Genomic DNA, 13781 nt, shown 5'->3' with positions numbered 1-13781 from the left:
TTAATAGAGATTGAAAGCAAGGGGGGCGGATGTTTTTTTAGTATTTCCTTGCTTAATTATTATTTCATCAATTACGATAGTTGTACCAGGTTGACATTTTGCGATAGCTTCAAGTACACTTTTATTAAATTCAGGTGACTTATTTGCAGCTATAAAATATGGATTATCAAATCCTTTTCCCGTAAAATACATAGTATAGTTTGCTATTTCCCAGTCCTCATCGATCGTCAGTTGTTTTGACTCCGTGATTTTATTTGCTGCAATCCTGCCGCCTTTTGAATCTCCCAAGGTTATAACAGGAACAGCCAACTCCTTCACAGTAAAAATAACCTTTGCTTCTTGATTTGATTTTGGATCTGTAACGGTAATAGTTGCTTTTCCTGCAAAGGATGGTCGTGCCACCCATGTGCCATTTAATTTAGTTACTGTGCCATTGTTTGACGTGACTTGTAACTGAATTCCAGGGGTGTTGCCCATTGATATAACCAAAGGATTATCTATACCGATGAATAAATTTTGCATATACGCATTTGCAACGGAAATCGGGGCATTTTTACTGACAGGCAAACGTAAGGTTAGTTTTTGCGTAGACCAACAATGTACCTTTCTTCCGTTTTGTGTTGCAGGAATCCACGTGGGTCCCTTTTTAATTGATTCAATAAAAACTTCTGCAAGTTTTGTGTTCTGCATCGTTTTCGCTTTTACTTTATTAACAAAGCCTTCGGGCGTAACAATAAATTCTACCTCACACATCCCTTCCTTACCTTCTTTCGTTAAAGCATCGATATTTTCTCTTATTATTTTTTCCATGTATCTGTTCCATGCATTTTCGCCTCCAGGGAATGCTGGCATTATTTCAGCTTTGGTAAAAATTGGAGTGCCTTGAGGAATTACAATTTCGGTCTTTGGTAATGTGTCTTTTGTTATTGGCGAGGTATGTAAAGTGGTTGCCGTATTTTGATGCTTTGCAGTTGCATAATTCACAATCCCTTTCAATACCGCTTCTGCAATTTTCTCCTGGTTCTTTTCATTGGTAAGAAAGGCTATATCTTTTGAATTTGAAACAAAACCACATTCGAGCAGTACCGCTGGGCAAGGAACAGCAGTTAATACAAAAATGCCCGTTTGCCTTTGCTTTATTGCCGGCTCTCTGATAGCTATGATCGTTTTCATTTCATTGATAATAGACGATCCTAGTGTTTTACTTTGTTCTAAGTTGGATGTTCCTTCTTTTGCAACATATAGCTCAAACCCATTTGCCGGGTTCTCAATTTCTTTACCATCCTTTTTAAGTGGTGGTACAAATGACGCATGGATGGAAATGAATAGATCAGCACTGTTTTCTGATGTTATTTTCACACGTTCATTTGCATCAATGTAGCTTTCATCTTTCCTTGTAAAAATTAATTTCAGATTTTTATCTGTATTCAGTTGTTCAATTTTTTTTGAAATCGCCAATGCTATCTCATCTTCCGATATTCCATTTAAGCCAATAGCTCCATGGGGTTTGCTTTCGTTCAGTCCATGCCCGGCGTCAATTACAACCGTCAATGATCTTTCTAATAGTGGGATACGAGAAGTAGCATCCTTCTCTTTAATTTTTAAAGCAAACGCAGTAAATAAAATGGTTAGCAACGGCAGTAACAGTAAGCGACTGATGTAGCCTACTTTCGGGTTTTGAAGTTTGGAAAGCATAAGGAGTCTTCGTTTAATAGGTGAATAAAAAAATGGATTGGTGAGCGATAAGGTGTGGCCGGGAAATGCAGCAGTAAGGATCATGGCTGCAAGTGCAGAAGCATCGCTGTCCTTTACTGATTTTCGGTCGGCAATAAATTCGTGGATCATAGTTAATTCTTTCCGAATGATCCAAAAGAAGGGGTTGATCCAGAATACAATTAATACAAGTTGCAGGAATAATTTATCTACGCTGTGTTTTTCTTTTACATGAATCAGTTCATGTTTAAATATTTGTTGTCCCTGTGCTGATTCAAAATCAATTTTCCTGTTCCAGAAAATGTAATGAAGAAATGAGAACGGTGTGCCCTTTGCATCGGTATCAACAAACGTGAGGTCTTTCATTTTCCAATGCTCATAAGCAGTGATCAGTTTTTTAATACGTAACAGTGTTAATAAAAGAGCTGTAAAAAGTACAAGTGAAACAAGCGTGTATAAGAGAATACTTATTTGCTCTTTGGTAAATGTTTCGGGTTCGGCAACTGTTGGTTCGGGAAACCAATCATCATTGGTAGTAACAGTTTGTAGAATGCTATAGGCCGGTAAATTATCCGGTTGGGGCTCCGTTGTAAAACTGATCTTGACAAATGGTAACAACAGCGATGTAACAACAACTGCCAATAAATAAAACCGGTTCCAGCTGTGAAATAATTTATTGCGAAGTGCAAGCCAGTAATAGCCGGTTAATACACCGGAACAAATCATTACTTTCAACAGGTATTCAGCAAAGGCGGTCATGGTTATTTCTTTTTCAGTGTTTGCAATAGAAGCTCCAGTTCTTCAATACTCAGGTTGTTTTCTTTTACCATAAATGAAACAGCATCTTTAAACGATCCTTCAAAATATCCTTTCACCAGGTTTTTCATACTGGCTTTCGAATAAAGATCTTTTGAAACGGCAGGGTAGTATTGATGCATACGGCCAATCACATCGGCCTTCACATATTTTTTATCGATCAGAATTTTAAGAATCGTTGCCACGGTATTTTGATGTGGCTTGGGAAGTGGCATTGCATCCACGATCTCTCTCAAAAAAGCTTTGTTGAGTTTCCAAATGATCTGCATCACCTGTTCTTCAGCTTTCGTAAGCGGTTTTAGTTTTTCCGTATTCATAAACCGAATGTATAACTAAAAAATTAGTTTAACAACTAAAAATTTAGTTAAAGAGTTTTTTACGGGAAATTGATACCTGTTATTGAAGAATAAAATGGAGTGATGGAACCTTTTTGATAACGTCACCGGATAGAACTTTTATATCGTCAATGGTAACGGTGGTACCGGGAACACATCTTGCAAGTAAACGGGCCACATCTTTCGTAAAAAGATTGCCTTTGATGTTATCTAACATACCCGGTGCTGTTTCAAAACCTTTGCCTTGAAAATAAATTGTGTAAGAAGTTACTGCTGCAGAAGTATCAATGCCCTTCACGTCTATCTTTTTTGCAGCCTTAAAAATTGTTGCTGCTAGTTTTCCACCCGATGATCCGGCAACTGATGCAACAGGGTCTTTTATTGTTTGCGAGACTGTGCCGGAACTGGTTGTTTGTGCAAATACATGGTTGATCGAAATCAGTAAAAGCAGCGTTAATATGTTTTTCATGATTTGCAGGAAGCTTTTATTTGATTCTAATTTACATACTTTTGCCAAAAGCTAAAAAGAATGCCTCCAATAGTAGAAATAAAGAATGTTAACATATACCAGAGCGGAAACCTTATTCTCAGTGATGTGAATCTTACAGTGAACCAGGGAGAGTTTGTCTATCTCGTTGGTAAAACAGGAACAGGTAAATCATCGTTATTGAAAACATTGTATGGTGAATTAGCTTTAACCGAAGGAGAAGCTACTGTAGCTGGCTTTAACCTGCGTGAAATGGATTGGAAAAAAGTTCCATTCCTTCGTCGTAGTCTTGGTGTTGTGTTCCAGGATTTTCAATTGCTCACTGATCGTAACGTGCATGAGAATTTAAAATTTGTGTTGAAGGCAACAGGCTGGAAAGATGAAAACCTGATGGAAGAAAAGATCAATGATGTGTTGGATAAAGTTGGGTTGAAATCGAAAGGATTTAAAATGACCTTTGAAATGAGTGGTGGCGAACAGCAACGTGTTGATATTGCACGTGCTTTACTCAACTCTCCGAAATTAATATTGGCCGATGAGCCTACGGGTAATCTCGACCCCGAAACAAGCGATGAGATCATGAACCTGCTGATACAGGTAGCCAAAGATTATAACACAACGGTTATCATGGCAACACATGATTTTATGGTGATCAAAAAATTCCCTGCACGTATGGTGAAAACAGAAGCCGGCAAAGTATGGGATAATGCTACTGTAGAACACGCATAAGCTCCATTGCATTTGTTTTATTGTTGAACTGTTGCTGCAACAGTCCTTCTCTCAGCTGGATATCATCATCCGTAAATTCTTTATGAAATAAACGGAACGCATGATACTTGAATTCAGTGGTGTTATTTGCTTTCTGACAAGCCCGTTCAAGTCCTGTGCCGTTGATCATGGCATCGTTCGCTAATACATGACGGCCTTTAAATAAAGCATTGAGCAACTTTAATTTAATTCCCGATTGTGTGAACGATGGAAGAATATGCAGCTGTGCTTTCTGTATAAGATCATTCAATTCTGTTTCACTTGGATTTGCAACAATACAGGTGTGTGGCCATTTATGAGAAAGCTCAACCAGTTTATCCGACGGATTTTTTCCTGCAATGACAAACGGTATGTCAAGATCTCTGAAAATTTTCTCCAGTAACCAGGTAGCTGTTTTCTCATTTTCCGCTACAGATAAGTTCCCATGATAGAGAATGAAATTGCCTTTGCCCGTTTTACTCGTAACCATACTGTTTGGAATAAAAGCAGGCAGGTAGTGGATGTTGGTTGCTTTGAATAGTTTACGATAGGTTGTGCAATCTTCCTGTGACAATGAAAGAATAAGATGGTCTTTTAATTTTTCTTCATAACGTTTCAGTAAGCGGCTTTCATGGTTCATATAAGCTTTACGTACCAATGAAGATTCCCATTTGCCTAATTGCTTATAATATTGAAACTCGGTATTATGCAGCCGTATCGCAATATTCTTTTTTGTGATGGCTCCGTTTGAAATACCATAGGTACAATGCACGCCTTCAAATAAAACAGGATGATCATCAGCATTTAAACGTTTCCATAATTCTTCATCATTGCGTGAAGCAACAATGTAAGGAAGTTGCAGCGAAAATCCTTTATGGCCTTCCTGCCGTGGATAGTAATGTATTTCTGTGCAATATTTTCCCAGCTCAGGTTGTTCTCCACGTCCATATTCAAAGCAATGCAGGTGAACTTTAACGCCCAGTTCATGCAAGGCTTTTATTTTACAGAACACATCAACAATACCGCCATAATCGGCGGGATAAGGAACATCAAACGAAACGATATGTAAATGTTTATCCAAGTAGCTCTTTGTAAAAATGAATTAATATTTTTTCTTCTTCCTGCCAGTTTAATAGTTCTGCAGCCTGTTTACAGTTCTCTTTCAGTTGTGCATATAGAACAGCATCACTCAGTAAAAGGTTTAAACCTTTTGCAATGGTTTCCTCATTTGTATCTGGTATCAGCAATGCAACAGCAAATCGATCATTGATCTGCCTGTAAGCAGGGTAATCAACACATAATTGTGGAATACCGGCCTGTATATAATCGAAAAAACGGTTGGCAAGTGAGAGATAATTACTTAGGCCATTATTTTCAAACAGCGTAATACCGGCATAAGCAGTGGCAGTAATGTCACTCAACTCTGCAGGTTTTAGTTTTCCTTTAAACAACACTTTATCCTGTAAATGATTGGAGGCAATTAAATTTTTCGTCTGCTCAATGAAATTACCATCTCCATAAATGTGCAAATGCACATCCACCTGTTTCATGGCAGGAATCAATGTTTCAAAACTGCGGCCTTCATTTACGGCACCTTGATAGAGAAAGAAAGTTTGTGGTTTGTAGTTTGAAGTTTCTTGTTCCTTATCCCTTGTTCCTTGTCCCTTGGAATTTGGAATTTGGATTTTGGATTTTTTTTCAAAAGGAACATTACGCACAACCTCATACTTCACGCCATACATCTTTTCAAACTCCCTTGCAATTGGTTCGCAAACAGTATAACCATGTTTGAATTTCGGAACAGCAAACCGTTCGATCCATTTCCACATTTTATAGCGGGAAGGTCTTGTCACAATTTCCTTCATCTCACAAAACAACTCATGCGCATCGTACACCCGTTTACTTCCTTTCAGTTGCGATACAAATAAACAGGGGAGGATGGAGTCAAGATCGATCGCACAAATGCAATCGGCTTTTTGAAACAGCAACCAGAAAAATAATCGCAGGTTATATTCTGCATAAAATAAAGGTCCCTTGGTAAAAAAGCAATACAGTCTTTTTTGCTGAAATGCCTGTTGTTGTAATGCTGCTGATTGTTTCAACTTACGTCCTACAAGTGTTACCGTATGTCCTTGTTGGGCAAGCGTTGTACAGATACGGATCATACGCTGATCGTAGGTAAGGTCATTGGTTACTGTACAGATTATACTTGCCAAGCAGAAAATTTAGCTGCCAAGATAGTTCAAATGAATGTTTATCTTACTCTTGATTTGCAGTTGATTTTAATAAACAATTTATTATGCAAGAACTCATTTCACGTTTTTATACAGCATTCGGTCGTGGTGATGCTCAAACAATGGCAGAATGTTACCACCCCGAAGCCGAATTTACCGACGAGGTATTTATTGGTCTGAAGGGAAAAGAAGTGCCGGCGATGTGGAAGATGCTGATTGAACGAAGCAAAGGGGAGATGGAAATTACGTTCAGCCATGTACAGGCAAATGAACAGACAGGCAGTGCCGATTGGGTGGCGGTGTACATTTTTTCAGCCACAGGCCGCCGGGTCATCAACCGTATTCATGCCGAATTTGAGTTTAAAGATGGTAAGATCTACCGCCATACCGATAGTTTTAACTTGCATAAATGGGCTGGTCAGGCCATGGGCATCAAAGGGAAATTGCTGGGCGGCACCTCTTTTTTCAGGAAAAATGTTCAAAAAACAGCCCGGGAAGGCCTCAATCGCTATCTTTCCCGGAATTTTTCGGCCTGAGATGTAGCAATTTCACAGACTTTTCCCCTACCTTTGCCGCCAATTTATAGATGAAAAATTTGGATGTAAATTAAAAAAATCTGAGATGTCAGCAATTACAAAAGAAAAAAAAGCAAGCATTTTTGCAACTTACGGTGGATCAGAAAAAAACACCGGTTCTATTGAAGGACAGATCGCTCTTCTTACTGAGCGTATCAACCACATCGCCACTCACCAGAAAGAGAACAAAAAAGATTTCTCTACTAACCGTGGTTTGATGAAACTGGTAGGTGAGCGTAAAAGTTTACTCAGTTACCTGAGCAAAACTAACCTCCAGGGTTACCGTGCATTACTTGAGAAACTCGGACTCCGTAAATAATTACGGCTATGTAATAAATCATTATTCCCAACACATTTAATGCGGTTGGGAATTTTGTTTTTCTTACAGGTTTCTCCCTTCAATCAATTTATCACAGAATTGCCTGTACGGCTTTCTTCCCGCCTGCCTGCTTGTCAATTCACAAACAACATGTTCTATGTTATCACAACCTATCAGTAAGTCATTCGATCTGGGTGGTGGCCGCATTGTTACCATTGAAACCGGTAAGCTTGCCCGCCAGGCCGATGGTGCTGTTACTGTTCGCCAAGGCAATTGTATTATCCTGGCAACAGTTGTAGCCAATAAAGAACCAAGAGAAGGTCAGGATTTCTTCCCGTTGTCAGTAGACTACCAGGAAAAATTCGCTTCTGCCGGTCGTATACCCGGTTCATTTTTTAAACGTGAAGCAAGATTGAACGATTATGAAGTTCTTACCAGTCGTTTGGTTGACCGTGCTTTACGTCCTTTATTTCCCGAGGATTATTTATGCGATGTACAGGTGTTGATCAGCCTCGTTTCATCTGATGCAGAGGTTATGCCCGATGCATTGGCTTGTTTGGCTGCATCTGCTGCATTAGCTGTTTCAGATATTCCCATCAAAGAAATTATTTCTGAAGTGCGCATTGCCAATGTTGATGGTGAAATGATCATCAACCCAACACGTTCACAATTGTCAAGAGCTACTTCTGAATTCCTCATTGCAGCTACTGAAAAGAACCTGATGATGGTGGAAGGTGAAGCAAAGGAATGCAGTGAAGAAGATTTAGTGAATGCCTTGCAAATGGCACATGATGCTATCCGCATTCAAATTAAAGCGCAAGCTGAGTTGAGAGATGCAAAAGGTGTTACAGGAAAACGTGAGTACAAAAAACCGGAAGGTAACGAAGAGATCAACCAGAAGGTGATTGCTTTTGCAAAAGAAAAAATATATGCAATTTCTAAAGCAGGCAGTGCTAAGAACGAACGCAGTGAAGCTTACAGCAAACTGAAAGAAGAATTAATTGCCAGTCTTGGTGAAGAAGCAACAGATGTTGAAAAGAAATTAGCCAAGAAATATTACGAAGACCTGAAGTGGGAAGTGGTGCGTGACATGATCCTCGAAGATCGTGTACGTCTCGATGGCCGTAAGTTAGACCAGGTTCGTCCGCTTGCAATGGAAATTGAACCATTGCCAACTCCACACGGTTCGGCTTTGTTTACACGTGGCGAAACACAATCATTAACAACAGTTACATTAGGTACTAAGCTTGATGAGTTGTTGGTTGAAAGTGCTGCTAACAGTAACTATTCAAAATTCTTCCTGCATTATAATTTCCCTCCGTTCTCAACAGGTGAAGTAAAAATGATGCGTGGTGCCGGTCGTCGTGAAATTGGTCATGGTATGCTTGCACAACGTTCATTAAAACAAATGATGCCGGGTAGTGAATATCCATACACCGTTCGTGTAGTGAGTGATATTCTTGAATCAAACGGTTCGTCTTCTATGGCAACTGTTTGTGCGGGTTCATTGGCATTAATGGATGCAGGTGTTCCGGTGCAAAAACACGTGAGTGGTGTTGCAATGGGATTAATTACACGTGGTGATGGTAAGTATGCCATCTTAACGGATATTCTTGGTGATGAAGATCATCTGGGTGATATGGATTTTAAAGTAACAGGAACACGTGAAGGTATTTGCGGTGTGCAGATGGATATTAAAGTTGATGGCTTAAGCATGGATGTAATGCGTGAAGCATTGAACCAGGCAAAAGCAGGTCGCCTACACATTCTTGATGCAATGTATGAGTGTATAGCAGAAGCACGTCCTGAGGTGAAACCACATGCGCCACGTATGGAGAAACTGATCATCGATAAAGAATTTATTGGTGCAGTGATCGGACCCGGTGGTAAAGTGATCCAGGAAATTCAGCGTGAAACAGGCACTACTATTACAATTGAAGAAGTAGGTAACTACGGTGAAGTAAGTATCTTCTCACAAGAGAAAACAGGTTTAGACAAAGCTGTGGCTTGGGTGAAAGGTATTGTAATGGTTCCTGAAGTAGGTGCTGTGTATGAAGCAACCGTAAAAGGAATTAAAGAATTTGGCGCCTTTGTTGAATTCCTGCCTAAGAAAGAAGGTTTATTGCACATTAGTGAAATAAGCTGGAAACGTTTAGACAGTATGGAAGGCGTATTGAATGTTGGTGATGTAGTGAAAGTAAAATTGATTGGTTTAGATCCACGCACGGGTAAGTTTAAACTTAGCCGCAAAGCGTTGATGCCGAAACCAGATGCAGCACCACGTCCGCAGGTTCAACCAAGACAGGATGAGAACAATGGCGAAGAGCGTCTTTAATTTCATTTAAATAAATGACCTTTACAGTCCCGCTGAAAAGCGGGACTTTTTTATTATCAGGTATGCCATTCTTATTCAGTCTGATTAAAAATTATCGGGTTTTATAAAGTAGGGCATACCTACACAGTTTTTATTATGAATAACTACATCAAAATAACAATGCCTGTTGCCAATGATGAACAACAGGAAATTCTGCTGGCACTGTTAAGTGAAGAAGGATATGATGGTTTTGAAGAAACAGGTACAGCACTCAACGCATACATATCTGAAGATGCATACAACGAAGATCAGTTGAATCAGCTGGTCAAGCCTTTCGGTGTTGAGTACACGAAGGAAGTAATTGCACCCAAAAACTGGAATGCAGAATGGGAGAGTAGTTACGAGCCTGTTATTGTTGATGAGTTTGTTGCAGTGCGTGCACATTTTCATCAACCCATAAAAACTGTACAACACGAAATTGTGATCACACCAAAGATGAGCTTTGGTACAGGTCATCATGCAACAACCTGGCAGGTAATGAAACTGATGCAGGGGGTTGACTTCAACAACAAATCTGTTTTTGATTTTGGATGTGGTACAGCAGTGCTGGCAATCCTTGCAGAAAAGCTTGGTGCATCATCTGTATTGGCTGTTGATAACGATGATTGGTGTATTGAAAATTCAATTGAGAATGTTGAAGCCAATCATTGCAGGAACATTACAGTGCAAAAAGCAGACGTTCCTTCAACACAACAATTCGATATTATACTGGCCAATATCAATCGTCATATTTTATTGCAATACATGGGAACGATGGCTGCATCGCTCAGCAAAGGAGGTTCTGTCATCATCAGTGGTTTTTATAAAGAGGAAAATCAATTGCTCATTGATGCAGCAAATACTCATCAACTTCAATTGATAACTGCATCCGACAGAAACAACTGGAGCGCATTGTTATTTCAGAAATTAAGTTAACATGAATTTGTTGCTGCTCATTATATCTGCTTATCTCATCGGTTCAATTCCCACAGCCTACTGGATCGGTAAACTTTTTTTTAATATCGATATCCGTGAACATGGCAGTAAGAACATGGGGGCATCCAATACCTTTCGTGTGCTTGGTTCCGTATGGGGTATTATTGTATTGGTGATTGATATGGGAAAAGGAATAGCAGCAGTGCAACTTGCACATGCGGTTCACTCGTCTGATTGGTTGAGTGGTGAACTCACATTCTGGAAATTGATATTTGGATTGCTGGCAGTAGCAGGGCATATATTCCCGGTATTTGCAGGTTTCAGGGGAGGGAAAGGTGTTGCAACTTTGTTTGGCGTGGTATTAGCAATACAACCGTGGACAGCACTCATCAGCATTGGAGTGTTCATGGTAGTTGTTTTTTTAACAAAGTATATTTCACTTGGCTCCATCATTGCCGTTATTGTTTTTGCAGCATGTGTATGGTTTGCAGTAAAAGAAACAAATGTATATATGCGTTGGTTTTCAGTGATTGCAGCGTTGCTTGTAATTGTAATGCATCGTTCGAATATTAAACGGTTAATTGCCGGGACTGAAAATAAATTCAAAGGGTTGCGTAAGAAAAAATAATCTTAACGTTCTTTGCAAAGTATCAGTTTTAAACTTGGTACGTAAATTGAAATCAATAAGAAAAATAAACATAAGATGAAAAAGATACTAAGCTCATTTATCGTAGTAACGGCCCTGATGGTTGGTTGTGCAAAAAACCAGATCACAGGACGTAGTCAACTCAAGTTACTACCTGAAAGAGATCTGCAGGCAATGGCAACCCAGCAGTACCAGCAATTTCTTGCCGAAAGTAAAGTAGTGTCTGTAAGCGTAAATAAAGATGCAGAAATGGTGCGTCGTGTTGGTACACGCATAGCCGCAGCCATCACCAGTTATTTGCAGCAACAGGGTAAGTCAGATATTCTTGATGGTTACAAATGGGAATTTAATCTCATCGACAATAAAGAAGTAAACGCATGGTGTATGCCTGGTGGTAAAGTGGTGGCATACACAGGTCTGTTGCCGGTTACACAAAATGAAGCGGCACTGGCGGTGGTAATGGGGCATGAGATTGCACACGCCATTGCTCTGCATGGTAACGAACGCATGAGTCAGGGCTTAGTGCAGCAGTTAGGTGGTGTTGCTTTATCAGTGGCAGTTGCAAATAAACCTGCTGAAACACAAAACCTGTTTATGACGGCTTATGGCATCGGTTCAACGGTAGGAGGAACCTTACCATTCTCCCGTAAACAGGAGTTGGAAGCTGATCAGTTTGGGTTACGTTTTGCAGCAATGGCCGGTTATAACCCACAGGAGGCTGTTCCTTTCTGGCAACGCATGGCAAAAGCGGGCGGTGGGCAAAAACCACCTGAGATCTTAAGCACGCACCCCTCAGATGAAACACGTATCAACAAAATGCAGCAATATGTAAAAGAGGCCATGCCTTATTATAAACCTATAGGTAAATAATTGATTTATAAGTTGTTGAGTTAAAAAGCCTGGCCATTTGGCCAGGCTTTTTAAATGGCTTCTTTTTAAAATTTTTAGCTAACGACCTTTAGAAATGGTAAAAAAAGTCTACCTTTGCCATCCACTTTAGTTCTCATCAAAATTTACATTGGCATGTCTATTTCTCTCTTGGAAAAACTCCAATTGAACGAAGAAAAGAACTTATTAATCCAGGGGTTACCCTCTTCAATCGAAAAGCAATTTGTAAAGTTATCATTCGCCAAGAATGTTACTCCGTTGCTGCGTAGTAAGAAGATCGATTTCGCCCTGATCTTTGCGGTAAATCAGAATCAATTAAACGGAATCTTAAAGGAAGTGTTACCGGCGTTGGGCCCTAATGCCAAATTCTGGGTAGCTTATCCTAAATCTGCTTCCAAAATTGTGAGTGATTTAAACCGTGATGGAAGCTGGCAATTTGTTTGCCAGTGCGGATTTGAAACTTCAGAAGAAGTAGTGTTGGATCATGTTTGGACAGCAATGCGTTTTGAACATGCAATTGCGTTAGCTCCAAAACCAACCAGAACAAACAGAACTTCAAGGTTAACTCCAGCTGAAGCTTAAATCCGGTTCACCAACTAATTACACTAGCCGTCTGAAAAGGCGGCTTTTTAGTTTACATGAGTCATCAGAATATCGAAATAAAAGCACACTGTGCCAACACTGCTTCAATCCGAAATTACCTGCAACAGCAAAAGGCACGGTTCATTGGTGTAGATGATCAAACCGATACTTATTTCAACACAAACAATGGTCGGTTAAAAATGAGGCAAGGGCCAATTGAAAATGCACTTATTTATTACAATCGTGAAAACAAAGCCGGCCCTAAATTGAGCGAAGTGAAATTATTGCCGCTCGATAACAATGCTGATCAGTTGAAAGAAATCTTAATAAAAGCTCATGGCGTAAAAGTAGTGGTGAAGAAGAAGCGTGAGATCTATTTCATCGACAATGTGAAATTCCATATTGATGAAGTGGAAGGGCTTGGCAGTTTTGTAGAAATTGAAGCCATTGATACAGACGGCAATCTTGGTCTTGAGAAAATAAAAGAACAATGCTACTTTTATTTGCAGCAGTTTCAAATAGGTGAGGACGATCTTTTAACGCATTCTTACAGTGATCTGTTGATGAATCAATCTTAGTTTTGTAATAGGTATGAACTGGAAATACAATCATCCCCTACGCAATCTTTTTACATACGCAACACTCTTGCTGTTGTTGCTGGGTGGAGCTGCTTTGTTCTATTGGAATAAAGAACAGATGTTTCTGGCGCTCAACAACCGTCATACAGATGTGGCTGATGTTGTGTTGAAATATTTCACCTACATCGGTGACGGTATTTTTATGGCAGCGCTGGGCGTTATTTTATTTCTTGTTGGTAAACGTAAACTTGGATTACTTCTGGTACTCTCTTTCTTATTAAGCGGATTACTGGCGCAAACAATTAAACGCCTTGAACAAAGACCAAGACCCGGTGCTTATTTCAAACAACCGGAACGTATCCATCGGGTAGATGATAAATTGTTGAAAGGGAATAACAGTTTCCCGAGCGGCCATACCACAACTGCTTTTGCAACTTTCAGTTTACTTGCGTTTGCTTCACGAAATAAAGTTGTACAACTTTTCTTTTTTGTAGTAGCAGTGCTTGTTGGCTATTCCCGTATTTATGTAGGCGCACATTTTGCCGAAGATGTATTGGCAGGTGCAGCTTTAG

15 protein-coding genes are annotated in these 13781 nt (G+C 39.7%); 10 read left to right on the top strand and 5 right to left on the bottom strand.

Going from position 1 to position 13781, the window contains the following annotated elements; translation table 11 throughout:
• From VK159_RS07510 to VK159_RS07500, 3 genes are all read right to left on the bottom strand, one after another.
• Entirely contained in the window at positions 1 to 2079 is a 2079-nt protein-coding gene (locus VK159_RS07510) for an N-acetylmuramoyl-L-alanine amidase (RefSeq protein ID WP_324229616.1), read from the bottom strand.
• A 395-nt stretch (positions 2080 to 2474) separates the two neighbouring features.
• Positions 2475 to 2846: a BlaI/MecI/CopY family transcriptional regulator gene (locus VK159_RS07505; protein ID WP_324229511.1), complete on the bottom strand. Its 372-nt coding sequence runs from the start codon at positions 2844 to 2846 to the stop codon at positions 2475 to 2477.
• 79 nt (positions 2847 to 2925) lie between these two features.
• On the bottom strand, positions 2926 to 3333 hold the full coding sequence (locus VK159_RS07500; protein ID WP_324229510.1) for a GldM family protein: 408 nt from the start codon (positions 3331 to 3333) through the stop codon (positions 2926 to 2928).
• A 60-nt stretch (positions 3334 to 3393) separates the two neighbouring features.
• On the opposite strand from VK159_RS07500, the gene VK159_RS07495 reads away from it, so the two are divergent.
• Complete coding sequence (locus tag VK159_RS07495; RefSeq protein ID WP_324229509.1) at positions 3394 to 4080, top strand: cell division ATP-binding protein FtsE; 687 nt, start codon at positions 3394 to 3396, stop codon at positions 4078 to 4080.
• Here VK159_RS07495 and VK159_RS07490 read toward each other — a convergent pair.
• Together VK159_RS07490 and VK159_RS07485 are read right to left on the bottom strand one after the other, a co-directional pair.
• On the bottom strand, positions 4061 to 5179 hold the full coding sequence (locus VK159_RS07490) for a glycosyltransferase (RefSeq protein ID WP_324229508.1): 1119 nt from the start codon (positions 5177 to 5179) through the stop codon (positions 4061 to 4063). The genes VK159_RS07495 and VK159_RS07490 overlap by 20 nt on opposite strands.
• Positions 5172 to 6314, bottom strand: coding sequence for a glycosyltransferase (locus tag VK159_RS07485; protein WP_324229507.1), 1143 nt, complete (start codon positions 6312 to 6314; stop codon positions 5172 to 5174). The genes VK159_RS07490 and VK159_RS07485 overlap by 8 nt, the downstream gene beginning before the upstream one ends.
• 83 nt (positions 6315 to 6397) lie before the next feature.
• Between VK159_RS07485 and VK159_RS07480 the strand changes: the two genes are divergently transcribed.
• From VK159_RS07480 to VK159_RS07440, 9 genes are all read left to right on the top strand, one after another.
• The gene (locus VK159_RS07480; RefSeq protein ID WP_324229506.1) at positions 6398 to 6868 is read left to right on the top strand and encodes a nuclear transport factor 2 family protein; all 471 of its coding nucleotides are present in this window, start codon (positions 6398 to 6400) and stop codon (positions 6866 to 6868) included.
• 85 nt (positions 6869 to 6953) lie between these two features.
• On the top strand, positions 6954 to 7226 hold the full coding sequence (rpsO, locus tag VK159_RS07475; protein WP_324229505.1) for a 30S ribosomal protein S15: 273 nt from the start codon (positions 6954 to 6956) through the stop codon (positions 7224 to 7226).
• Between the two features lie 157 nt (positions 7227 to 7383).
• Positions 7384 to 9561 (top strand): polyribonucleotide nucleotidyltransferase, encoded by a 2178-nt coding sequence (gene pnp / locus VK159_RS07470; protein ID WP_324229504.1) that lies wholly within the window; start codon positions 7384 to 7386, stop codon positions 9559 to 9561.
• A gap of 135 nt (positions 9562 to 9696) precedes the next feature.
• Positions 9697 to 10515 (top strand): 50S ribosomal protein L11 methyltransferase, encoded by an 819-nt coding sequence (gene prmA / locus VK159_RS07465; protein ID WP_324229503.1) that lies wholly within the window; start codon positions 9697 to 9699, stop codon positions 10513 to 10515.
• 1 nt (position 10516) lies between these two features.
• Positions 10517 to 11143 carry a glycerol-3-phosphate 1-O-acyltransferase PlsY gene (gene plsY, locus VK159_RS07460; RefSeq protein WP_324229502.1) on the top strand — a complete coding sequence of 209 codons (627 nt, stop codon included), beginning with the start codon at positions 10517 to 10519 and terminating at the stop codon, positions 11141 to 11143.
• 75 nt (positions 11144 to 11218) lie between these two features.
• Positions 11219 to 12031, top strand: coding sequence for a M48 family metallopeptidase (locus VK159_RS07455; RefSeq protein WP_324229501.1), 813 nt, complete (start codon positions 11219 to 11221; stop codon positions 12029 to 12031).
• Positions 12032 to 12184: 153 nt separating this feature from the next.
• Entirely contained in the window at positions 12185 to 12631 is a 447-nt protein-coding gene (locus VK159_RS07450; RefSeq protein WP_324229500.1) for a hypothetical protein, read from the top strand.
• A 56-nt stretch (positions 12632 to 12687) separates the two neighbouring features.
• Positions 12688 to 13209, top strand: coding sequence for a class IV adenylate cyclase (gene cyaB / locus VK159_RS07445; RefSeq protein ID WP_324229499.1), 522 nt, complete (start codon positions 12688 to 12690; stop codon positions 13207 to 13209).
• 13 nt (positions 13210 to 13222) lie between these two features.
• Positions 13223 to 13781 (top strand): phosphatase PAP2 family protein (locus VK159_RS07440; RefSeq protein WP_324229498.1); only part of this gene is annotated, 559 nt, incomplete at its 3' end.

This window comes from Lacibacter sp. (assembly GCF_035299325.1).
GTDB lineage: Bacteria > Bacteroidota > Bacteroidia > Chitinophagales > Chitinophagaceae > Lacibacter.
The sequence above is the reverse complement of the archived record's forward strand: the minus strand, read 5'-3'. Positions and strand labels throughout refer to the sequence as shown.

Bases quoted from the DNA above. Each gene is read 5' to 3' on its own strand.
- VK159_RS07510 (WP_324229616.1), bottom strand. From the start codon at position 2,079: ATGAAAGACCTCACGTTTGTTGATACCGATGCAAAGGGCACACCGTTC.
- VK159_RS07505 (WP_324229511.1), bottom strand. From the start codon at position 2,846: ATGAATACGGAAAAACTAAAACCGCTTACGAAAGCTGAAGAACAGGTG.
- VK159_RS07500 (WP_324229510.1), bottom strand. From the start codon at position 3,333: ATGAAAAACATATTAACGCTGCTTTTACTGATTTCGATCAACCATGTA.
- VK159_RS07495 (WP_324229509.1), top strand. From the start codon at position 3,394: ATGCCTCCAATAGTAGAAATAAAGAATGTTAACATATACCAGAGCGGA.
- VK159_RS07480 (WP_324229506.1), top strand. From the start codon at position 6,398: ATGCAAGAACTCATTTCACGTTTTTATACAGCATTCGGTCGTGGTGAT.
- rpsO (WP_324229505.1), top strand. From the start codon at position 6,954: ATGTCAGCAATTACAAAAGAAAAAAAAGCAAGCATTTTTGCAACTTAC.
- pnp (WP_324229504.1), top strand. From the start codon at position 7,384: ATGTTATCACAACCTATCAGTAAGTCATTCGATCTGGGTGGTGGCCGC.
- prmA (WP_324229503.1), top strand. From the start codon at position 9,697: ATGAATAACTACATCAAAATAACAATGCCTGTTGCCAATGATGAACAA.
- plsY (WP_324229502.1), top strand. From the start codon at position 10,517: ATGAATTTGTTGCTGCTCATTATATCTGCTTATCTCATCGGTTCAATT.
- VK159_RS07455 (WP_324229501.1), top strand. From the start codon at position 11,219: ATGAAAAAGATACTAAGCTCATTTATCGTAGTAACGGCCCTGATGGTT.
- VK159_RS07450 (WP_324229500.1), top strand. From the start codon at position 12,185: ATGTCTATTTCTCTCTTGGAAAAACTCCAATTGAACGAAGAAAAGAAC.
- cyaB (WP_324229499.1), top strand. From the start codon at position 12,688: ATGAGTCATCAGAATATCGAAATAAAAGCACACTGTGCCAACACTGCT.